This window comes from Nocardia sp. NPDC055165, from assembly GCF_053606985.1.
In genome coordinates this window covers 587,309-612,716 of sequence record NZ_JBSGSS010000001.1, presented here as the reverse complement: position 1 = coordinate 612,716, position 25,408 = coordinate 587,309, and the positions used below count along the sequence as shown (strand labels likewise).

The 25,408-nt window shown below is 65.5% G+C and carries 25 protein-coding genes; 16 read left to right on the top strand and 9 right to left on the bottom strand.

Features of this window, described 5'->3' with window-relative positions:
• Window positions 1-30 precede the first annotated feature (30 nt).
• The 4 genes from ACWFRF_RS02995 to ACWFRF_RS02980 are packed head-to-tail and all read left to right on the top strand — an operon-like array spanning window position 31 to window position 4,276.
• The gene (locus tag ACWFRF_RS02995; RefSeq protein WP_452448689.1) at window positions 31-1,488 is read left to right on the top strand and encodes a sulfatase-like hydrolase/transferase; all 1,458 of its coding nucleotides are present in this window, start codon (window positions 31-33) and stop codon (window positions 1,486-1,488) included.
• A 43-nt stretch (window positions 1,489-1,531) separates the two neighbouring features.
• Window positions 1,532-2,194, top strand: coding sequence for a DUF3159 domain-containing protein (locus tag ACWFRF_RS02990; RefSeq protein WP_379315444.1), 663 nt, complete (start codon window positions 1,532-1,534; stop codon window positions 2,192-2,194).
• Window positions 2,195-2,238: 44 nt separating this feature from the next.
• Window positions 2,239-3,135 carry an alpha/beta fold hydrolase gene (locus tag ACWFRF_RS02985; protein ID WP_452448688.1) on the top strand — a complete coding sequence of 299 codons (897 nt, stop codon included), beginning with the start codon at window positions 2,239-2,241 and terminating at the stop codon, window positions 3,133-3,135.
• Between the two features lie 13 nt (window positions 3,136-3,148).
• Window positions 3,149-4,276 (top strand): alpha/beta hydrolase family protein, encoded by a 1,128-nt coding sequence (locus tag ACWFRF_RS02980; protein WP_452448687.1) that lies wholly within the window; start codon window positions 3,149-3,151, stop codon window positions 4,274-4,276.
• Between the two features lie 106 nt (window positions 4,277-4,382).
• Here ACWFRF_RS02980 and ACWFRF_RS02975 read toward each other — a convergent pair whose 3' ends face one another.
• Entirely contained in the window at window positions 4,383-6,050 is a 1,668-nt protein-coding gene (locus tag ACWFRF_RS02975) for an FAD-binding dehydrogenase (protein WP_452448686.1), read from the bottom strand.
• A gap of 95 nt (window positions 6,051-6,145) precedes the next feature.
• On the opposite strand from ACWFRF_RS02975, the gene ACWFRF_RS02970 reads away from it, so the two are divergent.
• Window positions 6,146-6,772, top strand: a complete 627-nt coding sequence (locus tag ACWFRF_RS02970; RefSeq protein ID WP_379316264.1) for a TetR/AcrR family transcriptional regulator — start codon at window positions 6,146-6,148, stop codon at window positions 6,770-6,772.
• A 128-nt stretch (window positions 6,773-6,900) separates the two neighbouring features.
• On the opposite strand, the gene ACWFRF_RS02965 is transcribed toward ACWFRF_RS02970, so the two are convergent.
• The gene (locus ACWFRF_RS02965) at window positions 6,901-7,341 is read right to left on the bottom strand and encodes a hypothetical protein (RefSeq protein ID WP_452448685.1); all 441 of its coding nucleotides are present in this window, start codon (window positions 7,339-7,341) and stop codon (window positions 6,901-6,903) included.
• A 110-nt stretch (window positions 7,342-7,451) separates the two neighbouring features.
• Window positions 7,452-7,694: a microaggregate-binding protein 1 gene (mbp1, locus tag ACWFRF_RS02960; RefSeq protein ID WP_379316266.1), complete on the bottom strand. Its 243-nt coding sequence runs from the start codon at window positions 7,692-7,694 to the stop codon at window positions 7,452-7,454.
• 265 nt (window positions 7,695-7,959) lie between these two features.
• Between mbp1 and ACWFRF_RS02955 the strand changes: the two genes are divergently transcribed.
• A complete protein-coding gene (locus ACWFRF_RS02955; RefSeq protein ID WP_452448834.1) occupies window positions 7,960-8,676 on the top strand; it encodes a TetR/AcrR family transcriptional regulator in 717 nt (238 codons plus the stop codon).
• A gap of 43 nt (window positions 8,677-8,719) precedes the next feature.
• Here ACWFRF_RS02955 and ACWFRF_RS02950 read toward each other — a convergent pair whose 3' ends face one another.
• Entirely contained in the window at window positions 8,720-10,057 is a 1,338-nt protein-coding gene (locus ACWFRF_RS02950) for a M20/M25/M40 family metallo-hydrolase (protein ID WP_452448684.1), read from the bottom strand.
• 178 nt (window positions 10,058-10,235) lie between these two features.
• On the opposite strand from ACWFRF_RS02950, the gene ACWFRF_RS02945 reads away from it, so the two are divergent.
• The gene (locus ACWFRF_RS02945) at window positions 10,236-11,891 is read left to right on the top strand and encodes an FAD-binding dehydrogenase (RefSeq protein ID WP_452448683.1); all 1,656 of its coding nucleotides are present in this window, start codon (window positions 10,236-10,238) and stop codon (window positions 11,889-11,891) included.
• A gap of 585 nt (window positions 11,892-12,476) precedes the next feature.
• Window positions 12,477-13,757 carry a lipase family protein gene (locus ACWFRF_RS02940; RefSeq protein WP_379315285.1) on the top strand — a complete coding sequence of 427 codons (1,281 nt, stop codon included), beginning with the start codon at window positions 12,477-12,479 and terminating at the stop codon, window positions 13,755-13,757.
• 154 nt (window positions 13,758-13,911) lie between these two features.
• On the opposite strand, the gene ACWFRF_RS02935 is transcribed toward ACWFRF_RS02940, so the two are convergent.
• The 4 genes from ACWFRF_RS02935 to ACWFRF_RS02920 all read right to left on the bottom strand — a co-directional run bounded on the left by ACWFRF_RS02935 (window position 13,912) and on the right by ACWFRF_RS02920 (window position 17,013).
• Window positions 13,912-14,829, bottom strand: coding sequence for a class I SAM-dependent methyltransferase (locus tag ACWFRF_RS02935; protein WP_452448682.1), 918 nt, complete (start codon window positions 14,827-14,829; stop codon window positions 13,912-13,914).
• A gap of 316 nt (window positions 14,830-15,145) precedes the next feature.
• On the bottom strand, window positions 15,146-16,144 hold the full coding sequence (locus ACWFRF_RS02930) for an alpha/beta hydrolase (protein ID WP_452448681.1): 999 nt from the start codon (window positions 16,142-16,144) through the stop codon (window positions 15,146-15,148).
• A 39-nt stretch (window positions 16,145-16,183) separates the two neighbouring features.
• On the bottom strand, window positions 16,184-16,312 hold the full coding sequence (locus ACWFRF_RS02925) for a hypothetical protein (RefSeq protein ID WP_452448680.1): 129 nt from the start codon (window positions 16,310-16,312) through the stop codon (window positions 16,184-16,186).
• A complete protein-coding gene (locus tag ACWFRF_RS02920; RefSeq protein ID WP_452448679.1) occupies window positions 16,309-17,013 on the bottom strand; it encodes a TetR/AcrR family transcriptional regulator in 705 nt (234 codons plus the stop codon). The genes ACWFRF_RS02925 and ACWFRF_RS02920 overlap by 4 nt, the downstream gene beginning before the upstream one ends.
• An 86-nt stretch (window positions 17,014-17,099) precedes the next feature.
• Between ACWFRF_RS02920 and ACWFRF_RS02915 the strand changes: the two genes are divergently transcribed.
• The 7 genes from ACWFRF_RS02915 (at window position 17,100) to ACWFRF_RS02885 (ending at window position 23,554) form a co-directional block, all read left to right on the top strand.
• Window positions 17,100-18,200, top strand: a complete 1,101-nt coding sequence (locus ACWFRF_RS02915; protein ID WP_452448678.1) for a hypothetical protein — start codon at window positions 17,100-17,102, stop codon at window positions 18,198-18,200.
• A 49-nt stretch (window positions 18,201-18,249) separates the two neighbouring features.
• Entirely contained in the window at window positions 18,250-19,842 is a 1,593-nt protein-coding gene (locus tag ACWFRF_RS02910) for a zinc-binding dehydrogenase (protein ID WP_452448677.1), read from the top strand.
• Window positions 19,839-20,633, top strand: a complete 795-nt coding sequence (locus tag ACWFRF_RS02905) for an MBL fold metallo-hydrolase (protein WP_452448676.1) — start codon at window positions 19,839-19,841, stop codon at window positions 20,631-20,633. Before ACWFRF_RS02910 ends, ACWFRF_RS02905 begins: the two co-directional genes overlap by 4 nt.
• An 87-nt stretch (window positions 20,634-20,720) precedes the next feature.
• A complete protein-coding gene (locus tag ACWFRF_RS02900) occupies window positions 20,721-21,227 on the top strand; it encodes a VOC family protein (RefSeq protein WP_452448675.1) in 507 nt (168 codons plus the stop codon).
• Window positions 21,224-21,754 (top strand): carboxymuconolactone decarboxylase family protein, encoded by a 531-nt coding sequence (locus tag ACWFRF_RS02895; RefSeq protein WP_452448674.1) that lies wholly within the window; start codon window positions 21,224-21,226, stop codon window positions 21,752-21,754. Before ACWFRF_RS02900 ends, ACWFRF_RS02895 begins: the two co-directional genes overlap by 4 nt.
• 488 nt (window positions 21,755-22,242) lie before the next feature.
• Window positions 22,243-23,325: an oxygenase MpaB family protein gene (locus ACWFRF_RS02890; RefSeq protein ID WP_378992862.1), complete on the top strand. Its 1,083-nt coding sequence runs from the start codon at window positions 22,243-22,245 to the stop codon at window positions 23,323-23,325.
• Between the two features lie 13 nt (window positions 23,326-23,338).
• Window positions 23,339-23,554, top strand: coding sequence for a hypothetical protein (locus ACWFRF_RS02885; protein ID WP_378992864.1), 216 nt, complete (start codon window positions 23,339-23,341; stop codon window positions 23,552-23,554).
• A 6-nt stretch (window positions 23,555-23,560) separates the two neighbouring features.
• Here the strand turns inward: ACWFRF_RS02885 and ACWFRF_RS02880 are convergent, their stop codons facing one another.
• Window positions 23,561-24,313 (bottom strand): TetR/AcrR family transcriptional regulator, encoded by a 753-nt coding sequence (locus ACWFRF_RS02880; RefSeq protein ID WP_452448673.1) that lies wholly within the window; start codon window positions 24,311-24,313, stop codon window positions 23,561-23,563.
• 299 nt (window positions 24,314-24,612) lie between these two features.
• Here ACWFRF_RS02880 and ACWFRF_RS02875 point away from each other — a divergent pair, with 299 nt between their 5' ends.
• Window positions 24,613-25,407 (top strand): MlaE family ABC transporter permease, encoded by a 795-nt coding sequence (locus ACWFRF_RS02875; protein WP_378993009.1) that lies wholly within the window; start codon window positions 24,613-24,615, stop codon window positions 25,405-25,407.
• The last annotated feature ends 1 nt before the right edge of the window (window position 25,408 follow it).

The following is a 25,408-nucleotide window of genomic DNA, read 5'->3' as shown; positions in this document are numbered from 1 at the left end:
GGCCCAACCGAGAAAGAGAGGACCTCGCCGGTGTCCGAGCAACCGATGAACGTACTCGTCGTCATGTCCGATCAGCACAACCCGAAGATTCTCGGCGCGGACGGCAATGCGCTCGTCCACACCCCGAACATGGACGCTCTTGCAGCCCGGGGAACGCGGTTCGATTCCGCGTACTGCGCCAGCCCGATCTGTGTCCCGTCGCGGGCCGCCTTCGCCACCGGTCTGTACCCCCATCAGACCGGGTACTGGGACAACGCCATGGGCTACGACGGAGTCGTGCAAGGCTGGGGACATCAGCTCCAGCGCGCCGGGCGACGGGTGGAGTCGGTCGGGAAGCTGCACTATCGCAACAGTTCCGATCCGACCGGATTCGATGCCCAGCATGTGCCGATGCACCTCAAGGACGGTATCGGCCAGGTATGGGGCTCGGTGCGGGATCCGTTGCCGCGCCGCGACAATGCCCCGCTGATGGTCAGTATTTCCGGCGGCGCGGACTCCGACTACACCCGCTACGACGCCGCGGTCACCGACCGCACCTGCGAGTGGCTCGGCGACGCCGACAATCACCGCGAACCCTGGGTGCTCTACACCGGGCTGCTGGCGCCGCACTTTCCGTACCTGGCGCCGCCGCGGTTCTTCGAAATGTATGACCCGGCGCAGATGCCGGTGCCGACGATGCGCCCCGACCAGGGCAACCCTCGCCATCCGTGGGTGCAGACCTTCGCCGAGGTGCTGCCCGGACTCGACGACACCAACACCGAGGAAGAGCGCCGCCGGGCAGCGGCCGCCTATTACGGTCTGGTCAGCTACCTCGACCACAATCTCGGTCGTATCCTCGGCGCGCTCGATGCCAGCGGCCGAGCGGACAACACGCTGGTCATCTATACCAGCGACCATGGCGACATGGTCGGCAGCCGTGGGCTGTGGGGCAAGTCGCTGATGTACACCGAGTCGTCGGGTGTCCCACTCATCATGGCCGGTCCGGGGGTCGCGGCGGGAGCGGTCTGCCGAACCCCGGCCAGCCTGATCGATGTGTATCCCACGATCCTGCACGCGGCGGGTGTCGAGGACTCGGCCGGAACACGGCCGCGGCCGGGCCGCTCCCTGCTGGATCTGGCGGCTTTGCCCACCGATCACGGTCGCGTGGTGTTCAGCGAGTACCACGCGATGGGCGCACCCAGCGCGGCGTACCTGATCCGCAAGGGCGACTTCGCGCTGCACCACTATGTCGGTTTCGACTCCGAGTTGTACAACGTGAGCGACGATCCCGACCAGCGCGTCGACCTGGCCGCCGACCCCGATCACACTGCTGTGCTCGCGGACCTGGCCAGCGAACTTGCCGCGGTCCTCGACCCCGAAACCACCGAAACCGTCGACAAGCAGGCCAAGGCTGACCAGGCCGTGCTCGTAGAGCGTTTCGGCGGCCCCCTCGCCGCCGCGGCGATCGGCACCCCAGGTGAAACCCCGCCACCCGCGCTCACCGACTGACCCCCGCTCCGCTGTACTCCGGCTCACCGAAGGTGCTGATCCCGTGACCAATCCATCCGAATCCGATCCTCGATCGCACACCGGCGCCTCCGGTGTCTCCGAACTGCTCGCCAAGATCCGCGCCATGGGCGGTGCCCGCCACCTGATCGACGGCGCTGCCCCGATCCTGGGCTACCTCGTCGGCCTCCAGCTACACGGCATCATCGCCGGGGTCGTCGTCGCGATCGTCGCGGCGTTGATCGTCGCTGCGCTACGCGTACACCACGGCGACCGCCTCAAGGTCGTGGCCGCCTCGACCGCGCTGGTTCTGGTGTTCTCCGCGATGGCCGCTGCCACCGGCGAAGGACGTGACTTCTTCCTTCCGCCGCTGATCCTCTACGCCGCGTTGACACTGGCCTTCTCAGCGAGCCTGCTCACCTCCACACCGCTGACCTTGCCGATCTGCCGCCGGATCCGCTTCGAGCCTGCCGATCAATCCGATTCGGCTGCCCGGGTACAACTGCACCGCCGCATCACCGCCGCATGGATCGTCTTCTGCTTCGCGCACGTACTGATCATGGGCCCGGTCTATCTCGCCGACAATGTCGTGCTACTGGGCACACTCGCGCTGATCCTCAACAAACCCATGCTCATCGCGGCTTTCGCGGGCACCTGGGTCTGGGTGCGCCGACCGATGCGGATCAGCGAACCCAGTGCCGAGCACTGACCACATCGGCTGGTACCGAACACATTCGACCGAAGGAACCTGTCATGTGGACCCATACCACTTCCGCCACACAAGCCTGGTTCGATCAGGGCGCACATATCACCATCGACGGGATGCGCGTGTTCGTGTCAACGCGTGGATACCGCGACCGACCCACATTGCTGTTCATCCACGGCTTCCCGACTTCCAGTTTCGACTGGCGCGACACCATGGACCTCCTCGCTGACGAGTTCCATTGCGTTGCGGTCGATCTGCCCGGCTTCGGTCTGTCGGACAAACCTCTCGCCTACAGCTACTCGCTGTTCCAGCAGGCCGACATCGTCGAAGCTGTCGTCGGCGAACTCGGCATCACCGCCGCTCATGTGGTCTCCCACGACATGGGCACCAGCCTGCACACCGAACTTCTGGCCCGAAAGCACGCGGAGACACTGAAATTCGCGATCGTCGGCTCCACCTTTCTCAACGGCAGCATCCTGAAGACCCACGCCCAACTGACCGACTTCCAGCGCATGCTCGAGACACCCTCACGATTGCCGGAAGCGTTGGCACTGTGTGCCGAGATACTTCCTGACTACGTGCCCGGACTGCAGAAACTCATGTCCCGGCCGGGTCGGATCACCAGCCAGGACGCTCAGGTCATGACCGAACTGCTGGCCTACCAAGACGGTGGCCAACGGTTGCCGCACGTCTACGCCTACGTGCGGGAACGCTATCTGCACCAGGAACGGTGGCTCGACGCGCTGGTCGCCGAGACGCGTTCCACGCCGGTCCAGTTCGTGTGGGCTGACGCCGATCCCGTCGCGGTCATCGGGATGGGACGTGCCCTGGCAGAACTCGCGCCGCTGGCCCGGTTCACCGAAGTTCCCGAGATCGGGCACTTCCTGCCGATCGAGGCGCCAGACGCCGTGGCCACAGCCGTCCGAGCGCTGCCGTCCAACTGATACGAGGTCTCTCATGCACACGAAATGGCTCACCATTCCCGCTGTCGTCATCGCGCTGACGTCACCGGCGCTGCCCGCCGCGGCGGCGCCGACGGACACCGGCAACGTCGAGGCCGTCGAGGCGCTCTCCGACGTGGCGACCCTGCCCGGGTCGGTCGATCCCGCACGGATCATCTACACCACCACAACGGCCGGGGGAGCGCCGGCTACGTCCAGTGCTGCGGTGTACTTTCCGTCCGGATCGCCCCCGCCCGGCGGGTGGCCGATCATCGCCTGGGCGCACGGCACCATCGGCTTGGCGGATCAATGCGCGTACTCCGTCGCCGGACCGGGCTCGCCGCAGCGGGACTGGGAGTACCTGGGTACGTGGCTACGCCAAGGCTATGCGGTGGTGGCAACCGACTATGCCGGGCTCGGAACGCCAGGGCAGCAGCCCTATCTCAACGGCGCAGTCGAAGCCGCCAACATTGTCGACGGGGTCAAAGCTGTGACCCGCCACTTCCGGACGGTATCCAACAAATGGGTCGTGGTCGGTCAGTCCCAGGGTGGGGAAGCCGCGATGTTCACCGCCCGGTACGCCACCGAACTCGGCGGGGCGGAGTTGGACTACCGCGGAGCGGTCGGAACCGGTGTGCCCGCCTACAACGAGGAACTGATCGCCACGGTGGGTCCCGGATTTCCGCCGATGAAGATCAGCACCTACAACACCCAGGCAATTCTCTACATCCTCAACGGATTGCAGACCAGCCACCCCGACGTCGACATCGACTCCTACCTCACCGACAGCGGCCGGCACTGGTTCATCCGTGCCCAGCAGATCTGCCAACGTCAGTTCCACGGCGAACTCGCCGCGGCGAATGGCGTCATCGGTGACCTGCTGGCTCGCCCCCTCCGCGACCTACCGGAAGGCCTTCTCCGCAACTACCTCGCGTTGCCTGAAACCGGCTTCGACAAACCGGTATTCATCGGTCAGGGTCTTCGTGACACCAACATCATCACCCCGAACACGCTGCGCTATGCCGCGACCCTGACCGCCGCGGGTCAACCGGTGAGGCTACATACCTACCCGACCGATCACTCCGCGACGGTCAATGCGTCCTTGGTCGACTCCGTCCCCTTCGTCGCCGCCGCGGTTTCCTGACCATCGGCATGAAACCTTCACCGCGGCATGGATATAGCGATGCCATCCGCGGGTGAGGGGGCCGCTGATCGGCGGGCCGTGGCCGACACCACGGCCCGCCGATTCGTCAGTTGTCCGCGGCGGCCCGGCCTGCGGCGCGCCCGGAGAAAATGCACCCGCCGAGGAAGGTGCCCTCCAGAGCGTTGTAGCCGTGCAGTCCGCCGCCGCCGAACCCGGCGGCCTCTCCGGCCGCGTAGAGGCCCGGGATCGGGGTGCCGTCGGCGCCGAGGGCGCGGGATTCGAGGTCGGTCTGGATGCCGCCGAGGGATTTGCGGGTCAGGACATGGAGTTTCACGCCGATGAGCGGACCGGCGGCCGGATCGAGGATGCGGTGTGGTGCGGCGGTACGGGTGATTCGGTCGCCCAGGTAGCGGCGGGAATTGTGAATGCCCTGGAGTTGGGCGTCTTTGCTGAAAGCGTTGTCCACCTGCAGGTCTCGGGCGGCGATCTGCTCACGGAGGCCGTGCGTGGTGAGCAGGGGCTCTTCGGTGAGCGCGTTCATCTTCGCGACGAGGTCGTCGAGGGTATCGGCGACGACCCAATCGGCGCCGTGTTCCATGAACGCCGACACCGGTGCGGGGGCACCTTTGCCGAAGACGCGTTCGCGGATCATGCCGACCCGGTTCTTCGCGGTGATGTCGGGATTCTGCTCGGAACCGGAGAGAGCGAACTCCTTGGCGACGATGCGCTGGGTGGTGACGAACCAGGAGTGGTCGTGCGGGGCGAGTTCGGGGGTGGTGCGCAGATAGCGCAAGGTGCCCAGGGTGTCGTAGCCGGGAAGATATGGCGCGGGTAGGCGCCGTCCGAGGGCGTCGAACCACATCGAGGAGGGGCCGGGCAGGATGCGGATGGCATGGCTGGGCCAGAGCGGATCCCAATTCTGGATGCCCTCGGTGTAGTGCCACATGCGGTCGCGGTTGACCAGGCGGACACCCGCGTCGGCGGCGATATCGAGCATCCGGCCGTCGACGTAGGCGGGGACGCCGGTGATCATGGTCGCCGGTGGTGTGCCCATCTGTTCGGGCCAGTGGCGGCGCACGAGGTCATGATCGCCGCCGATCCCGCCGGTGGCGAGAACGACTGCGTCGGCGGATATTTCGAACTCTCCGACCACGTCACGGTTGGACGGTGCGCCGCGTTCGGCCTCGTCGTCGGCCAGGATCGCCCCGCGCACGCCGGTGACGGCGCCGTCGGTGAAGACCAGGCCGTCGACGCGATGCCGGTGCTGGAAGATCACCTGACCCGTCTCTTCGGCGCGCAACGCCGACGCGGTGAACGGCGCGACGACGCCGGTGCCGGTGCCCCACGCGACGTGGAATCGAGGCACCGAGTTTCCGTGACCGTCGGCACGCAGGTCACCGCGCTCGGCCCACCCGACCGTCGGTACGAAGCTGATACCGAATTCGGTGAGGTAGGACCGCTTCTCACCCGCGGCGAACTCGACATAGGCACGGGCCCAACGCTGTGCCCAACTGTCCTCGTCGGACAGGCGATCGAACCCGGCGCTGCCCGACCAGTCGTTCCAGGCCAGATCGAGTGAGTCGTGGATGCCCAGCCGGCGCTGTTCCGGACTGTCGACCAGGAAGATCCCGCCGAAGGACCAGAACGCCTGCCCGCCGAGATTGGCGGCGTTCTCCTGATCGACGACGATCACGCGCTTGCCCCTGCGGGTCAGCTCGTGGGTCGCGACCAGACCGGCCAAGCCTGCTCCGACAACGATGACATCGGCATCCATTCGGATCACCTCTACTTCCACTCGCCAGCACGATGAATACGTGCATGTATCCGATACATTATCGAATCTAATGCACATCTGTATTGTGTTGGTCTGTGAACGCCTCAGCAGAGACCACGGCTTCCCCGCCCCGCGTCACCCGTCGCCGAGCCGAGACGCGGGCGCGCCTGTTGGACGCGGCGTTCGCGGTGTTCGCGGAGAAGGGCTTCGGCCTGGTCCGTATCGAAGACGTGTGCGCTGCGGCCGGATACACGCGCGGCGCGTTCTACTCCCAGTTCGACAGCCTGGAAGAGTTGTTCTTCGTTCTCTACGACCAGCGCGCGAGCCTGATCACGGAGCAGGTGCGCGCGGCGCTCGCGTCGATCGAGAAGCCGTCGGACCTGTCGGCCTTCGCCGACAGGCTTTCGGCCACCTTGCTTCTCGACCGCGATTGGCTGCTGGTGAAAACCGACTTCCTCACCCACGCCGCCCGCCGTCCCGAGATCGCGACGAAACTCTTGGCCCACCGTGCTCAGCTGCGGAGCATGATCGAGGGCACGTTGACGAACAGTCAGCTCGGGCTGCCCAGGGAAATGGGGTCGGTCGGTGAGGCTGCCCGCGCGGTCGTCGCCGCATACGACGGTGTCACCGTCCAGCTTTTGCTCGACAACGATCCGGCCGCCGCCCGCGAATGGCTGGCCGGGCTGATCGGCCGGCTCGGGCTCACCACGTCCCGATCCTGACCTGGGCGGCGGTCGAGTCCGTGACGGAGTCGGTTTATGTCCTGGGGGCGCCGGTCAATGGCGACAGTTGGATGCGGACCTGAGCTGAACTGCGCACGTGGCGAACTGATGCGCGCGGCAGCTGACGTCTACCCGGTGGGCTGCGGGGGAGGAGTGAGATCGCGCGGCGGCGGCATCGGCCGACGGGGCGGGCGAATGATGACGCCTGGCCAGGAAACGCCGCGAACTCCATCGGGGCCGCGCGCGACGCGGATTCCTTCGGCGGTGATCCGAGGGCGGTAGATGGTTGCGCGGTGACCGAATGCCGGGTCGCGATCGATGGAGTTGAACAGCCCCATCCTCGTCAGCCACAGCGACGCGCGAACTACCTCGTCCTCGGTCAGCGATTCTCCCGGCCAACAGACCGACGCCCCGACGACGAAGGCACCAAGGACCGGCACCGGGTTGTCGAGGACATCTTCGTTGTGCGCCCATTTCAGCACTGCCTCACGCACCGCCCATTGCCGGTCGGAGCAGCCCGGTGTCGTTCGCGCGGCACTGTCCATCCGCAGCATCGCAGGCTTTTCCATCACGTCACTCCCTGTTTCCGAACCGAACGGCCCGTGTCATCACGGCCCGCCCATATCGCTGAGCCGACGGGCCCGGCCGGTTCACCGGCCGGGCCCGAATACGCGAGCTGTCAGTCCTGCTCGGCGGCGCGCTGACGTGCTTCATTGACCGATGCCTCGCGCCGTGCCTTCTCGGCTTCGGCTTCCTTCTCCGCGACCTCGCGCTGCGACTCGGCCTTGTCCTGCTGCGCACGGCCTTCGCGCAGCAAGGAGTCGTCGCCCACCACGGCACCCGCGACTTCCTTGGCTTTGCCCTTCACACCCTCGACGACGCCCTTGACTCCGGCCTCTACTCCACTGTCGTTCTCAGACACGACTGTCCCTTCGATCGGCCCAACGTTCCCCGTGTGACGCGAGCGCAACCCGGGGTGTGCAGCTCCATTGCTGACGTTTACAAGATAAACATATATCCGTTTACCTTGTAAACCACTGTGTCGAAATCTGCCGGGCGGGGTGCGTTGAAATCGGCCGGAACATCCCGGTACCCTGGGGTTATGGCGGCGTGGTGGAGTACCAGGGCCGGAAGATTTTGACAGGAGCTCTGCCCTGAGCGAGGACACGATCGACTCGGGCGCCGAGCTGCGCGACAACGGTTCACGGGACGGGGACGCTCGACGCGCCCCGCGCCTGGACCGGGTCCTGATCCTGGAATCAGCGATTGCGCTGATCGACCAGGAAGGCCTGGGGCATCTCACGATGCGCCGTCTGGGCTCGTGGCTGGGCGTCGAAGCCATGGCCCTGTATCGGTACGTTTCCGGGCGTGACGACCTGCTGGCCGGTGTGGTAGATCACCTCGTCGACCAGCTCTACGAGCAGAACCTGATGGAGCCCGACGAAGAGGGCGGCAGCTGGCAGGGGTATCTGCAGCGCCTCGCGCACGGCGTGCGCCGCGTCGCGATCGAGCACCCCGAGGTCTTCCCGTTGATGGCCTCGAGCCCACCGCAGGCGCCCTGGTTGTGCCCGCCGCTGCGCAGTCTGAACTGGATGGAATCCTTCCTCGAAACCATGCTCCACTATGGCTTCGACGATCGTCAGGCAGTCCAAATCTATCGGTCTTTCGCGACGTTCCTGCTCGGCCACCTCCTCCTCGAGGTAGCAACCAGGGGGGTCGAATTGAGCCCGATCACCACCGCCGAGCCCGGCCAGCACGAATCATCGGAGCTGGCCGACTACCCCCACGTCTATCGCCTGCAGAGCCACCTGGCAGCCAACCGCTCGGCCGATGAATTCGAAGAATCTCTCGAGGTATTGCTCGATCGGCTCGAAGGGATGCGCCGCGCTCGACAACGCCCGTGAGCGGTGGTTCGACATGTCGTGGCCGCTGTCGGATCGGTATGAATCAGTGGCTCCGGCGCAGGACAGCCTCGTAGAAGCGAATCCCCTGTTCGAGCGCGTCGACGGTGAGACGCTCGTCGGTGGCGTGGATGAGGCCCCGTGCTTCGGCGTCGAGCTCGAAAGGGTAGAAGCGGTAGACATAGTCGCTGATATTGGCGAGGTGGCGCGCGTCGCTGGCGCCGACAACGAGAAACGGTGATGTCACCGTGCCGGGAAATGTTTCGGCTACAGCCAGTTCGACCCGTTCGAACGCGGGACCTTCGGTGGGAGAGATCGGGGTCGGTTCGGAGGAATTGAGAATATCGAGCCGGACTTCGGGGTCGTTGATCAGCTTGCGGACGCGTTCGACGGTTCCGGCGACGGTTTCCCCGGTGAGGATGCGAATATTCAGTACCGCGCGCGCTGATTCGGCCATGACATTGGTGCCCTTGCTGCCTTCGAGCACCGTGGGCACCGCGGTGGTGCGGATCATCGCGTTCATCAGCGCACCGGAACGGGTCATGAAGGTGGTGGTCAGCCACTGCAGCCTGTCGGCTCGTGCGAGCACCGCGCCGAGTGGGCCACCGGAGTGTGCGCCGATGATGGCGAGCATCTGCCTGATCGGCGGCGTGAGCTGGGGCGGAAAGGTGAAGTTGTCCAGCTTTACCAGGGCACGTGCGATGCGGGTGGTCGCCGGATGCTTACCGGGCATGGAGGCGTGGCCGCCGGGGTCTACCGCGGACAGTTGGAGGTCGAGCATGCCTTTTTCGGCAGTGCCGACCGCGGCGATCTTCTCCTTGATCGGGAACAGGTCCCCCGCCACGCCGCCGCCCTCGTCGATGACCAGGCCGGGCACAATGTGCTGTCGGCGGAAGTACTCCACCACGGTGGGGACGCCGTCGCCGGCGACTTCCTCGTTGTGCCCGAACAGCAGATAGACGTCGCGATCGGGTGTGAACGCCTGGGCGAGAAGGTCTTCGACGGCTTCGCAGATGCAGACAAGCGGGCCTTTGTCGTCGATGGCGCCGCGGCCCCAGATCGCGCCGTTCGCGACGGTGCCCGCGAACGGCGGGTGCGTCCAACCGTCCGGATCGCCGGGGGAGACGACGTCTTGGTGCGCCATGAGCACGATCGGGTCCGCGGTGGACCCGGTGTCCCAGTGGTAGACCAGCGTGTGGTCGGCGAAGATCTGCTTGCGCAATTTTGTGGCAATCAGTGGGTACAGGGTGTCGAGTGTCTCGCGGAATGTCACGAATTGGGCCCAGTCGGTGTCCTTCTCGTCCTGGGTGGTGACCGTCGGGATCTGTAGCAAGGTGGCGAACCGCATTACCGCGCGGTCGATGTCGATGGTGCCTTCCGGCATACCGATGTCCTCTCCCGAGAATATGCACCCTCTGTGTGTCTATCCCGGCTCCGAGCCTATACCTCGACATTGTGCACAACCGCTGTTCCGCGGCGACCGACGGCGATATCGCCGGGTTCTGGCGGTGCGTGGGGTCGACCTCTTCCCTTGGTTCGGGAGGCGGAGCTACCGTAAATAGATGACCGAATCTGCTGACGTCATCGTCGTCGGAGCCGGACTCGCCGGATTGGTCGCCACGGCTGAGTTGGTCGACGCCGGCAAACGGGTGCTCGTCGTCGAGCAGGAGAATATCAACAATGTGGGCGGCCAAGCATTCTGGTCATTCGGCGGACTGTTCCTGGTGAACAGTCCGGAGCAGCGCAGGGTCGGCATCAAAGACTCATATGACCTCGCGATCCAGGACTGGATAGGCAATGCCGGATTCGACCGCGAGCGCGAGGACAAATGGCCACGCGCATGGGCGCAAGCCTTTGTCGAATTCGCCGCCGGTGAAATGCGCGGTTGGTTGGCCGAGCGCGGCTGGAAGGCGTTTCCGGTCGTTGCCTGGGCGGAACGGGGTGGCTACGGCGCGTACGGGCCGGGCAACTCGGTGCCCCGTTTCCATATCACCTGGGGAACCGGGCCACGGATCGTCGAGATCATCGAGTCTCGGGTTCGGGCCGGCGTCGACCAGGGGTTGGTGGAATACCGGTTTCGACACCAGGTCGACGAACTCGTCGTCACCGGCGGCACGGTCAGCGGTGTGCGTGGCACCGTCCTCGAGCCCTCGGACGCGGCGCGAGGCGTCGAGTCGTCGCGGAAAGCGGTGGGCGAGTTCGAGTTCAGCGCGCAGGCCGTGATCGTCACCTCCGGCGGTATCGGGCACAACCGCGAGCTGATCCGGCAGAATTGGCCCACGCGCATGGGCCGCGCGCCCGAGCACATGCTGGCCGGCGTTCCTGCCCATGTGGACGGTCGGATGCTGGCGATCTCGGAGTCCGCGGGCGCGAGCGTGATCAACCGGGACCGGATGTGGCACTACACCGAGGGCATCATCAACTACGACCCGGTGTGGCCCAACCATGGCATCCGCATCGGTCCGGGACCGTCATCGCTGTGGCTGGACGCGACCGGAAAGCGGCTCCCCCCACCGCTGTTCCCCGGCTTCGACACGCTCGGCACGATGCAGTACATCAACCGGACCGGATTCGACTACACCTGGCTGGTCCTGGACCAGAAGATCATCGAGAAGGAGTTCGCGCTGTCCGGTCAGGAACAGAACCCTGACCTGACCGGCCGCAACATCAGGTTGTTGCTGGAACGGGTGAAGAAGGGGGCGCCGGGTCCGGTCGAGGTGTTCAAGCGCAGGGGTGCCGATTTCGTGGTCGAGGACACCCTGGACGACCTGGTGCGACGGATGAATGAGCTGGCAGGCGACAACGTGCTCGATGTGGCGAGTGTGAAGCGTGAGGTGACCTCGCGGGATCGCGAGTTCGGCAACGCGTTCAACAAGGACCTCCAGATCGCGGCGATCCGTGCCGCGCGTGCCTACCTGCCCGACAGAATCACGCGAGTGGCCGCACCACACAAGCTGCTCGATCCCAAGGCAGGCCCGCTGATCGCCGTCCGGTTGCATCTGCTCACCCGAAAGACGCTGGGCGGCTTGGAGACAGACCTCTCGTCGCGAGTGCTGGGGCCGGACGCAGCGGTGGTCGAGGGCCTGTACGCCGCTGGTGAGGTCGCGGGGTTCGGCGGTGGCGGAGTGCACGGGTATCGCGCGTTGGAGGGCACTTTCCTGGGCGGATGCATCTTCTCCGGGCGTGCCGCAGGCCGGGCGGTTGCTGGTCGGCTGTGAGGCCACCTGGCGCGGCAAGAACTCGTCTCGGCCCTGCGCCGAGGCGAGTTGGAGCTGTCGGCAATTGCAGGGCTTCTCGCCGGGTCCGCTGACCGCCACGATCCGCCCAGCTCAGCAGGGCGAATCAACTCGGACCGGTAGGCGGTTGAGGTACGCCGCATCCGAAAAGTCTACCCGTCGCGGCACACAGAGGAGACCCGAAACTGCTGGCCGCCGACCGACAGCGGACAGAACCTTGAATTGAGGTGGCTGGCAGCGCAGTGTGCGAAACGGTTGTTCCACAGGGGTTCACACCGGCCCGGGAACGCGCGGAAGCCGCCTGATCACGAAGTTGTCACGCCGAAGCAGGAGTCTGTGCACCGGTGTCGGCCTCATGACATAAGCTGTGGCCCCGGCACCGTGATGTCCGTGCCGTGTTCTGTGCTCGACGGAGATGCCCGCAGTTTCGATTTAGATCTGTCGGGTCGAACATCACGCTCTTCTGCTCACGTTCCGCTGACAAGCGGTGTTGCGCTCCATCCGTGGCGATTGTGCTGTTCGGTTCGATAGCTGCCCTGGACGGATCACCTCGCACTAAGGATCGGTATGAAGAGCGGAAAACGCGCGTGGATTGCAGCACTCACGGGAACCCTGGTGGTCGTTGCCGCCGGGGTCGTGGCCACACCGACGGTAGGGGCCCAGCCGCCGCAGTTGAAGGTGGCGGGGGGTGACATCGTCCGTGCCGATGGTTCGGCGACGGCGGTCACGATTCCCGGCCCGGGCGGGCCGATACCGGCACGATCCACCCGCCTCGTCTACACCAGCAACGACACCCACGGCGCGCCGAAGACGGTGGTCGGCACCTATCTGGAGCCGACTCAGGCCTGGACCGGCCCCGGCCCGCGACCACTGGTGGCCTACGCGGGCGGCGCACAGGGGCAGAGTGCCGACTGCTCGCCGTCGGCGATGCTGGGGCAGGTGATCCGGTACCAGCCGCCTGCCGACGTGGTGTTCGAATACGACATCATCGCGATCTATCAAATCCTGGCGAGCGGGATGCCGGTGGTGATGACCGATTATCACGACTTCGCGGTACCGGGAGTGCACGACTTCCTCAACCGTAGGACGCAGGCGCACGCGGTGCTGGATTCCGCGCGCGCCACGCTGCGGCTGCCCGGTTCGGGGCTCGGCCCGGATTCACCGGTCATCATCTACGGCTACTCCCAGGGCGGGATGGCCTCCGCTGCCGCCGGCGAACTGCAGGCCGAGTACGCACCCGAACTCAACGTGCGCGGGGTGCACGTGGGCGGGCCGGTGGTGGGGCCGCAGGATTTCATCGTGCGCAGCGACGGTAACCCCGGCGTCGCGCCTGCGATCGCGTGGGTGCTCAACGGAATCGCCGCCGACTACCCCGACACACGCCCGGTACTCGACGCCGAGCTCAACGACACCGGTAAGGCGATCCTGCACGACTCCGTCGGCACGTGTGGGGGCGGTCTCTCCGAGACTTTCGTCCAGCCCCAGGACACGTCGCGGTGGACGACCAGCGGACGGCCGCTCACGGCCGTGATCGACGGTTCCCCCGAGTTGAAGAAGGCGTTCGACGAGCAGCGGCTCGGCGGGTCCGCTCCCGCGGCGCCGGTGCGCGTCTACTCGGCCAGGTACGACGACAAGGCCGCGTACCCCGCCGCGCGTGATCTGGTCGCGCGATGGTGTGGTGGTGGTGCGGCGGTACTGCTGGATGCGGACGACACGGTGCCCGCGATGTCGGGCGTCTTGGGCACCCACGATCTGGGCTTCTTCCCGTCGCTGACGAGCTCGCAGCCCTGGATGGTCGATCGCCTCGCCGGCGTGCCCGCTCCGGTGAACTGCGCGGCGCTGCCCTAGCCGCGCCGACCTCCATCGACCCTCGAGGCCACGCCAGTCGGCCGCATCGCCCCACTGTCAACTCCGGTGGCTGCGATGCGGTCAGGTGAGGATGCGGGTCGGGGGACCGGGAATTCGACGCCCATGAGTCCGGCCTCCGGGCCTTGGCTGCTCATCATGTGGCGTGCGGTGTGCTCGACGGCACCACCCAGTTCCCGCCGGGCGATCCTGAGCGGCTCGCGCGCAGCATGCGGATGGCGCGCAGTGCGTGGGGCGGTTCGCTTCCGAATCTTGCGGATCCGCCGAGGTAATGAGTGACCAGGTCGGGGGCGGAGTGGTCTTCGAGGCTGGTGAAGCCGAGGGCTCGCAGCTGTGCGGCAATATCGTCGGGCGTGAAGTAGCTGTATACGGGTTCGCCGACGTCGGCGAGTCGATCAGCACGTGCCTGCTGGTGCGCACTGTCTTCGTCGGTGTTCGCGGGCTGTAGGTAGTCGAAGACCACCTCGACCGGCTGGGCCTGACCGGCTATGTATTCGAGAGTGGTGTGGGCGGCGTTCGGAGTCAGATAGAAGACGACGCCGAGCCACACGAATACGGCCGGTTCCGTCCGGGTGAATCCGGTGGATGCCAATCCTGCTGCCAGTGTTTGTGTTTCGAAATCGACCGGCACAAAGGCCAATGTCTCAGGGCGGTCGATTCCGGCGGCGGTCAGACGTTCGCGTTTCCACGCTTGGGTGGCGGGGTGGTCGACCTCGAAGACACGCAAGTCCGGAAACGGATTGCGATAGGCGAACGTGTCCAGGCCTGCGCCGAGGACAACGACCTGCCGCACACCCGCGGCGACGGCCGCGGCCACGACGTCCTCGGCGAAGCGCGCGCGTGTGGCGAAGAACAGCCGACGGGGCCGATCGCTGGCCCCGTCACCGAGGTGATCGGTTGTGGGCGTGCCCAATTCGGCCAGTTCCTCGGCGGTGACGCCGAGCAGACGTGCCGCCAGAGGATCGGTGAAGATCAGCGGTCGGTCAACGACCTGGTGATAGGCGCGGGCGTAGGCGGTGATGAGCGCTGTCCGACTGGGTCCGTCGTTGTCCATGTTCAAGAACCTACTTGCGAAGGCGGCACACGCTCTATGAACTCACTCACGCAATCCGTGACAGTTCATACTGATCCGCTGCGTGCACTGGATCCACCTGCCAGGCAAAGACGCAGCGGCCGACCTCCACACCGAGGCCGACCGCCGCGAAGTTCAGCCCGAGATTCGTTTCTCGAGACCATCCAGACGCAGATCAGGCAGACGCAGTTCGGACCGACTGCCAACAAAGCGGATGCTCAACACCTCGTCCGTGACAACGACTTCCGGCTCACCACCCGGTCCAGCCCGGCAGCGCTGGTCGGGTGGTCCCAGGTGGCTACAGACCTAATCCGGTGCGTAGGGTCGGCCAGGAACTGTGGAGTGCGTCTTGCCAGTACGGCCATGCGTGGGTGCCGAACAAGGTGTAGCGCACGGTCGGTTTGAGGCCGGCGGTGCGCATGATCTTTTCGACGGTGCGGGTGCAGTTGAGTGCGCCTTCCTCGAGGCTGATCGCGCCGAACAGGTCGATGGGGTAGGAGAAGCTCGGGTCGAAGTCGACGTCGGCGGGGCCTGGGGTGCCGCTGCCGACCGACATGTAGATGGTGGTATCGCGGAGCGCGTCGAGGTGTTCGGTCGGGTCGTGGGCTGCCCATCCCGGGTCCAGCGATCCGCCCCACATGTTGTCGGGGTTGCCACCCCGGTTGTGGACGGTGGCGCGCACCATCGGTTGTCCGACGCCTGAGGTGAGCAGGCAGCCGCTGTAGACGCCGACGGCTCGGTAGAGTCCGGGGTTGCGGAAGGCCAGGGTGGCTGCCGCGTGGCCGCCCATCGACAGTCCCGCGACCGCGTTCTTGCCGTTGCCCCTCAGTTCTCGGTCGATCAGCGGTGGTAGTTCGTGGGTGAGGAAGGTTTCCCAGCGGTTGTGTCCGAGGACGGTGTCGTCGTCGAGCCAATCGGTGTAAAAGGTGCCGCCGCCGCCGATCGGCATGACCACGTTGACGTTCTTGTCGGCGAAGAAGCGGGTGGCGTCGGTGCGCAGGGTCCAGGTGCTCTGAGTTTGATTGTTGTCGGCGCCGGTGCCGTCGAGCAGGTACAGCGTCGGGCGTGGGGCTGTGCCGGTGGGGTGCAGGATGTCGAGTCCGACGACGCGGCCCATGGCGGGGGAGAAGACGTAGAGCTGCTCCCAGCGTTCGCTGCGGGTGATGCGATGATCCACTGTCGCGGTGGCCGCGGAGGCGACACCGGGTGCGGTGAGTGCGGCGACGATGCCGAGTGTGGTGACCAAGCCGAGTAGTCGGCGGTGCAGGGTGCGGAGTCGAGTTGGTGACGCTGTCATCAGGTCCTCCCGGCCACGGTCGGTTGCCGGGCCACAAGGCTAACCGGTGAAATCTCGAATCTTGTTACGGTAGAACAGGTTCCGGTGCTTCGTCGTGTTCTCGGCGACGTCGAATGGGATGCGCATCGTCACGTCTTCCGGCCGATCGGCGGTGTCGGTGCGGCTCATGGGCTCGCCGGTGATATCGGGGTGGTGGCGAGGCGGACGATCAGGTCGACTGTGAAGTCGAACTCGCGATCGCGGTCGAATCGGGCGAGAAACGGTGCGGCGAGTCCGATCTGCGGCAGTCCCGATCCTTCGAGCGTGGACTGACGCTCGGCGATTTGGGTGGGGTCTTCCGACCCGAACGTCGGTCCGGCTGCGGCCTCGCGCAGCAATGTTCCGATGAGCGTTGCCAGCAGCGTGCGCATGAGATGGACCGCCTCCTCGGGGCTGCGGCCCGTGCGTCGTAGCACGGTAAGGATTCCTTCGACGGGGGCAAGGCCGACTGTCGAGGAGAGTTGGCGGGTCAGCACCAGCGTCGCGGCCTGGGGGTGGGCGAGGGTGATTCGGCGGAATTCGTTGGCCCACGCGCGTACATCGCGCTCGATCGAGTCGGTCGCGTCCGGCGGGCGTAGTTGTTCGAGTACATGCTCGGCGACAGCGTCGAGCAGATCGCCTTTGTCCTCGACGTAGTGGTAGAGGCTTTTGGCGTCGACCCCCAGGACCCGGCTGACCGACCGCATGCTGACGGCGTCTGTGCCCTCGGCGTCGATGACCGAGAGCGCGGCCTCGCGGATCGCGGTGCGTGAAAGCTGGGCCTGAGTCTTCGGCGGACGGCCTCGTCGGGGCTGTCGCAGGCCTGTTGTCGCGTCGGTCATGGCGTTCATTAAACCCACTCTTGCATATTTCCACGGTGTGGGTTTAATCTGTCATTAATCCCACACCGTGGAATTAATGACGTGAGGTGAAATCGATGCGGATGCCCTGGCATCAAGGCGATGTGCTGGATCTGGCGAGTGTTGGTGTGCGGGTCGACAGCCTGACCGACCTCTCGGCGATCTCTGGTGGTCCGGGTGCCCGGCTCACCGCGATCCGGGCCCAGGCGGTGGCGTTCAGGCAAGAGTTCCTCGGAACCGGCACTCCCGACAGCGTCACGACCTGTGACCTGATCACCCTGCCGTATCCGACACGGTTCGGCTTGTTCCGCGCGTCCCGCGCGATAGCGCCGTTCCTCGCGATCACCAACCGGATGTTGGTCATCAGGTGGCGTGAGAGCGACGGGACGCCACGGGTGCTGCTCTTCGAGCCCAGCGATGTCGAACTCGGCCGCTACACGCCGTACTTCGACAAGCTCGTCGAACGGACCCCCGACATGGTGTCGAAACGGATGGTGACCGAACACGGCACTGTGGTCGAGCACCTGTCCCGCCTCGGAATCGATCCGGCCGAGGTCGATTACCTGATGTTCGACCACCTGCATACCCAGGACCTGCGCCGCTGGATCGGCACCACCACTCACCAGGCCGACCTCGGCGAGCAACCGAAACCCGTTTTCCCGCGCGCGAAGGTCATCGTGCAGCGTGACGAACTGGCCGCGATGGCGGATCTGCACCCGATACAGCGCCCGTGGTACCAGCCCGGGGCCTACCGCGATGTGTCGCCGGAGTCGTTCCTGCCCATCGACGGGTCGGTGGTGCTCGGTCCCGGCGTCGCGGTGGTGAAAACCCCCGGCCACGTCTTCGGTAACCAGAGCTTGGTGCTCCATACCTCCACCGGGGTCTGGGTCAGCAGTGAGAACGTCATCGCTGCGGAATGCCTCACCCCGGAGTTCTCCCGGATGCCCGGGATCGCGCGTTGGGCGCGGGAGTGGGGACAGGAGATCGTGCTCAATGCCAACACCATCGAAACCACTGTCGATCAATACAACTCGATCATCTTGGAGAAGACGCTGGCCGATCGAAGCCAACGTGATTCCCGCTTCGTGCAGTTCTTCCCGTCGAGCGAGCTGACAGCGGCGTGGACCAATCCTGGTACCTCACCGACATTCACCCACGGTGCGATCACGCACCGGTGACCTCAGGGCCAACCAGCCATTCCACAATGCTGTGAAAGGAATCCCGCACATGCGTGCACTCATCGGCGGCGCCGGACCCCACTGGCAGCTGCGCGATATCGATACTCCGCACCAACTCGGTGCGGTCCGCATTCAGGTGATGGCCGCCGGGCTGAACCGCGCCGACCTCTACGCCCTGGAAGGTACCTACTCTGCCAACTCCCAGCAGGCGGGTGAATTCACCGCGGGCATGGAAGTAGCGGGCATTGTGGAGACGTCGAGTCCGCTCGCGCCACATCTGTGCGCGGGGACTCGGGTCATGGGGATCACGATCGGCGGCTTCGCCGACTACGCGCTGTGTGATCCACGGTTACTCGTGCCCATCCCCGAGGGGCTGAGCTTCGAGGAGGCCGCGTCCCTGCCGATCGTGCTGATCACCGAACACGACGCGCTGGTCAGTCAGGCGGGTTTCGTCGCGGGCAACAGCGTGCTGATCGTCGGTGGGACCAGCTCGATCGGGCTGGTCGGCATTCAACTCGCCAAAGCACTCGGCGCGAGCACCGTCATCGCGACAACCACCAGCGCGGACAAGCGAGACGCACTCACCGCCGCGGGCGCGGACCTCGCTGTCGATACCACTGGTGAGGATCTCGCGGCAGCGGTGGCGTCCGCGACGAACGGCAACGGCGTCGATATCACCCTCGACCATGTCGGCGGTGAACTCTTCGCGCAGCTGCCCGCTGCCACCGCGATCGGCGGCGCCATCGTCAGTATCGGCCGACTTGCCGGCGCCACGACCACCCTCGATCTGGACACGATCGCTTTCCGTCGCCAGCGACTGCTCGGCACTACCTTCAGCATCCGCACCCGTGCCGAGCTGGCCGAGGTAGTCGCCGCGCTGACCTCGCAGGTCCTTCCCGCGGTCGCCGCGGGAACGATCAGCCCACGCGTGGACGCCGTTTTCGCCCCCGAACAAGCCGAGCACGCGGCCGAGCGGCTCCGGCGGAACTCGGCGGTCGGCAAGATCATCTTGTCCTTCGCCGACGCGCATACCGGGCCCGCTCCGGCACCGTCACCGCGGGCCAACATGTTCGGCACCATTCGCCAGATCGGTTATGTCGTCCGTGATCTCGAGTCGTCGCTGCGCGGATTCATCGACAGCGGAATCGGGCCCTGGTTCCATCTGCGCGGCCTGCGGCCGGGGAACTTCACCTATCGCGGTGAGCCGTCGGGCATGGTGATGGATGTCGCGGTCGCCAACAGCGGCGACATCCAGCTCGAGCTCATTCAGCCCGTGAACGCGGAACCGTCGATGTACAAGGACTTTCTCGACGCCGGCCACGAAGGCGTGCAGCACATCGCCTACTGGGCGGAAAACTATCAGGAACTCTACGACCGAGCGCTGGCCGCCGGGTTCACTGTCGGACAGGAAGGCGAAATCGGCGGTCCGACAGGTCGATTCGCCTACCTGGAGACCGAACATCATCCCGGCACCGTCGTCGAGATCTCGGATCTGAGCGGATCGAAGAAGTTCGTCTTCGACCTGATCAAGGTCGCGGCGGCGAACTGGGACGGCACCCACCCGATCCAGGTCATCGATCCGGCCTTGCTCAGCGGCGATCCCGCGGCGATGGACGAGATGAAGGCAGCACTGGGCGGATGAAGGTCCATCACCTCAACTGCGGAACCATGCACCCACCCGCGACTCCCGGCGGGCTGGTCTGTCACGTGCTGCTGGTGGAAACACCGCGAGGGCTCGTGCTCGTGGATGCGGGCCTGGGGTTACAGGACTCCCGTTCTCCGGGGCCGAGGTTCGGTGCGGGCCGCTGGTACGTCCGACCCGTCTTCGACCCGGCCGAGGCCGCGATCACGCAGATCCAGAGGCTCGGCTTCGATCCCCACGATGTGCGCCACATCGTGCTCACCCACTTCGACGCCGACCATGCCGGCGGTTTAGCCGACTTCCCTTGGGCCCGGGTGCACCTCACCGCGGCAGAGGCCTTCGCTTCCCGGCATCCGCGCACGCTGATCGAACGCGGCCGCTACCTCCCCGCACAGCGCTCCCACCACCCGGTCCTCGTCGAGTACACACCGGCCGCGGGGGAGTCATGGCGCGGGTTCGCCGGTGCGGAAGAGCTCACCGGCATCTCACCCGGGATCGTGCTGATCAATCTCCCCGGCCACAGCCGGGGTCACGCGGTGGTGGCGGTCGACGCCGGTGATCGCTGGATTCTGCATGTCGGCGATTCCTTCTATCACCACGGCCAGCTCGATGGGTCCCGTTCCGCGCCAAGGGCTCTCACCGCGATGGAACGTGTCATCGCCGCCGACTGGACCAGGGTCAAGGCCAACCACGAACGTCTCGCCGAGCTGTGGACCGCCGCCGACCCCGACCTGCTCCTGATCAATGCCCACGATCCGTACCTACTCGATCGGGCACTGGAACGCCGCTGAATCCAGCTCGCCGGGCGCATGCCTCGGCGAACCCTTCGAACAGAAAGCGAGATCGCTATGAGCCGGATCTTCGGCAGTGTCACCCAAATGGGCTATGTCGTACGCGACATCAACGCAGAGATGCACCGATGGATCGCACAGGGCGTAGGCCCCTGGTTCTATGTCCACGACGTAGAGACCGACTACTTCACCTATCGCGGCAGCGATTCGCCGATGAAAATGAGCGTGGCGCTGGCCAATTCGGGTGACGTGCAGATCGAGCTGATCCAGCCACGCAACGACGCGCCGTCGCTCTACCGGGAATTCCTCGACTCCGGGCGCGAAGGCTTGCAGCACATCGCCTACTGGACCGACAACTACCAAGCGCTCTACGACAAGGCGCTGGCGCTGGGCTACGAGGTAGGCCACGAAGGGTCGATCGGCGGTGACCTCGGCCGCTTCGCCTACTTCGACACCGAGAAGACCTTCGGCCACATCATCGAAATCTCCGACATCAGCGGCCCCAAAGGCCAATTCTTCCGCTACATCCGGGAAGTCGCGCAGACCTGGGACGGCAGTGAACCCATCCGCGGCGAAGTCGACAAGCTCGCATGACCACAGAAGAGAACACCATGACGACCATCAACTTCCCCGACCCCGCGACCCTGCCCGACGCGCTCCGAGAAGCGCTGTCCACCCACACGGCCAACATCTATCGTATGGTCGCTCACTCACACGGCATGGGCCTGAGCTTTCTGACCATGGCAGACGCCATGCTGCAAACCAACTCTGTCCCTTTCCCGCTGCGCGAGCTGGCGATCTTGCGCGTCGGCCACGTCTACGCAGCGCCCTACGAACTGCACCACCACGAGAAGTTCGCGCGCGCGGTCGGGCTCAGCGAGGACGCGATCGCCGCTGCCGCCACCGGCGGCGGCGAAGGACTCCGATCCGAGGAAGCTGCCGTGCTCCGCTGGACGGATACGATCCTCGACCGGCACACGCTCGGCGCGGTGGCTCGGACCGAAGCGCTGGAACTGTTCAGCGTCACCGAACTAGCCGATTTCGTCCTCACCGTCGGGTTCTACCAACTCGTCTGCAACTTCCTCAACACCTTCGAGGTCACCACCGAGGGTGAAGCGTAGGCGCGGCGAGGGCCGAAATGACGATGCCCCGAGCTCGATCGAGTTCGGGGCATTCGGCCGCAGAGCCGTTGTGAAGGCGGGGACTGCTGTCACAGTGACAGATCAGTCTAGACCCCGGGAGCTGCTCGCTGAGTGTGAGAATCAGCGACGTCGATCGTGACAACTCTCCGCGCGCCCGCGTCAGCGCAGGATCTCCCCCCCCATGTCCGAAAATGGGGGTAGCTGTCTCAGTCAGTTGGCGGCATTCTGGATCGGATCGGATCGGATCGGATCTTTGGAAGGTATTTGGCCGTGAAGTCGGGGGCATCTTGTGCAGAGTAGGGCTGGCACTGCCTTTTTGGGCAGTGCGCCCGCGCCTTAGCTGTCTGGGTCAATGAGCGGGAAATCCTCGTGAACCGTTGACTCGGGGCTCGCAGGCGGTCTAGTATTCCTACTCACACGTAGTAATACTTCTACGTAGTCGTAGAAAATGGATTGGAAACCCTGCAATGGCAACAATTGCTTCCTTGCGTGAGTGGCTGTCGCTTCCCCCACTGACGCCCGCGGAGGACTACGGTTTCTTCGGCCCGGAGTCGGTCGCGTGGCAAGTCTGGAGTTACCCGACCAGTTTGACGATCGGCTTCCAGCGTGCGGTGGTGATCGAGGAGCTGGATCCGGCGCTGGTGGCCTCGGTGGACGCCACCCATGCGATCTACGACCGTCCTCGTACCCGATACGACCGCACGCTGCGATATTTCGCTATGGTGCTGTTCGCCGACAGCCGGTCGACCGCGCACGCGGCCGACATTCTGGTGAAGATCCACTCCAAGGGTATCGGCGTCGACCCCGTCACCAAGCAGTCCTACGACGCGAACAATCCGCAGTCGCAGCTGTGGATCCACCTGACGGCATGGCATTCCATCCTCGTCGCCTACGAGAAGTACGGTCCCGGCCGGCTCAGCGAGGCCGACGAACTGCAGTACTGGGCGGAGTGCGCGCGAGCGGCGGAACTACAGACTTGTGACCCGGCGGACGTGCCGCGCACCAGGGCCGGGATCAGCGAGTACTTCGAGCAGATGCGCCCGCAGCTGATCGGGTCCGACATCGCCCGCAAGGCGATGCGCCACCTGTTACAGGCGGAGGTGATGATGCCGGAGATCCCGCTCCTGGTCCGGCCGATGTTCAAGATCGTGTACGCCTTCCTGCGCCGGGGCACCCTGGCCACCATGCCGCGATGGATGCGGGAGATGGCCGGATTGCCGAAGGGCAGGCTGCTCGACGCGCTCGTCACGACGCCGATGAGCGTTGCCTTCACTCTGGTGAGTCTCAACGCGCGCCTGCAAATTCAGCTGCTGCGCTTGATCTCGCCGATGACGGTGGCGGTGGCGGGTCCAGTGCTGCTGAAGATTCCGCCCGCGAGTACGACCACGATGACCCCTCGGCAAGCGCAAGAGCTCTACGGCTACGACATTCCCGCGCTCGCCCATCAAGCGCTGCGGGACAAGCAGCGGGCCCGGGTCTTCGGCCGCGGGGAAGCGCCGGACGATCAGGGCCTGATCGAGTCCCAGGCCGTGCTCGGCGAGATCGCGTGAGGGGTGCGTTCTGATGATCAAAGAACTGCTGGGCTATCGGATCAGCCTTCGCCAGCTCATCTTCCTCGGCATCGCCTTCGGAGTGCCGTACTTCCTGATCGGGCTGTTCTGGCTGGGGGCCCACCATGAGCACCTCGACGATCTGCACGGCTTCGACAAGCTGTTCTCGGCGATCGGTGAGATCATCGCCTGGCCGCCGTTGGTGATCTCCGATATCCAGCTACGCTGACGCCGGTCAGTCGGGAAGTGTCTCCGTGTTGTCGGCCTGCCAGGCCGAGACCACCGATCCGCCGGACGGGATGATCCGAGTTCCCTTGTCGTCCTTGGGCAAGGTTCGAGTCAGTGCCCGCACCGCGGGCCGAAGTGCTTGGGGAGAAGCGAGTTCTGGATTCGACAAGACCAGCCGGCCGAGCGATTCGATGAACCCGAGCATGACGCGACTGGCCAGTTCGACGTCCACGTCCTTGGGGCCACCGCGCCGCGCGATGCCCGTCTCGAGCAGTTGGGCGCAGCGTGCGATGACCTTCTCCCTGGCATCGGCGAGCAGTCCGCGATAAGAGGCAGGGGCTCCGTCGGCGGGCATGAGGATCAACCGCCAGCGAACCGGATCGTCCTGGACCGCGGTGAGGAAGGCGATGACCGCTTCCTCGTACTCCACGTCCGGGTCGGAATCGTCGAAATCCGCTGGTAATGCCTCGAGGACCTGCGCGATTCCCCTGGTGTGTTCGCGCCGCAACAGCGCGTCGAGCAACTGGGGCGCGGTGGGGTAGATCGCATACAGCACGGGTTTGGCGACGCCGGCTTGTTTGGCCACCGCTTGCATCGTGAGCTCGGCCAATCCGTCACGACCGGTGACTTCGCGGGCCGCGTCCAGCAGCTGCTCGCGGCGTTCCTCCGGCGGTAGTCGCGGGCCGTTGCGACGCCGCGGCCGGGCAGGTTGCGGCGGGGCGATCCGCCAGACGCCGTCGGTGCCCTCTTCGATGCTCATCAGGAAATGATCCCCCAAAGCTCTGGTGCCGCGTGAGCGGCGCTGTTAGTGTCCACATATCTACTTTAGCGTAGTAATTCATAACTACGGCAACGTAGAAAACTTCCGGGGAATCCAGGCGTCGCACCGAGCTCGTGCCTCGGAGCCGCGCCGGCAACAAATCGGTCCGACCCATCAGCAACCGGCGAGAGTGAACAATCGTGCAGCAGCCGTCGACCAGGATTTCTGGTGAATTCGGTACCGGGACAACAGCTCCGCCAGGAGGCGGTGATGCCCGTGATCAGGTCGTCACCTTCGGGCTGACCTACTGGCGCGAACACCCGCAACGCGCCGTCGAGACGGCCGGGCGCCAGGTACTGATGACCGGCCGGGCACTCGCCGAATTGGTCCGCGCCCTGTTCACCCGGCGGTTTCCCACCACTGAATTCGTCAAGCAATGCGCGTTCATGGCCAGTGTGTCGGCGACACCGACACTGCTGGTCGCGATTCCCATCGCGGTGGTGGTGTCGATCCAGGTCGGCTCGCTCGTCAGCCAGGTCGGGGCGACCACCTTCATCGGCGCGGTCAACGGACTGGGAATCATCCGTCAGGGCGCCCCGCTCGTGACCTCGCTGATGATCGCCGGCGCGGTGGGGTCGGCGATCTGCGCGGATCTCGGTTCGCGCACCATCCGGGAGGAGATCGACGCCATGGTCGTGATGGGCGTCGATCCGGTCCGTCGCCTGGTCGCCCCCCGCCTCGCGGCGGCGGTCGTGGTCAGTACCTTGCTGTGCGGGCTGGTCGTGTTCGTCGGCTTCGCGACCGGCTATGTGTTCAATGTCTATATCCAGGACGGGACGCCGGGCTCGTACATCGGCACCTTCGCCTCGTTCGCGGTGGCCGGGGATCTGGTCGTCGCCATGGTCAAGGCCACGGTCTTCGGCGCGCTGGCGGCGATCATCGCCTGCGACACCGGGCTGCACACCCGCGGCGGACCGGCGGGCGTGGCCAACGCGGTGAACTCGGCGGTCGTCAACTCCGCGATCGTCCTGTTCGCGGCCAACATCATCCTCACGCAGCTCTACAACGCTGTGTTCCCGTCGAAGGTGCTCTGAG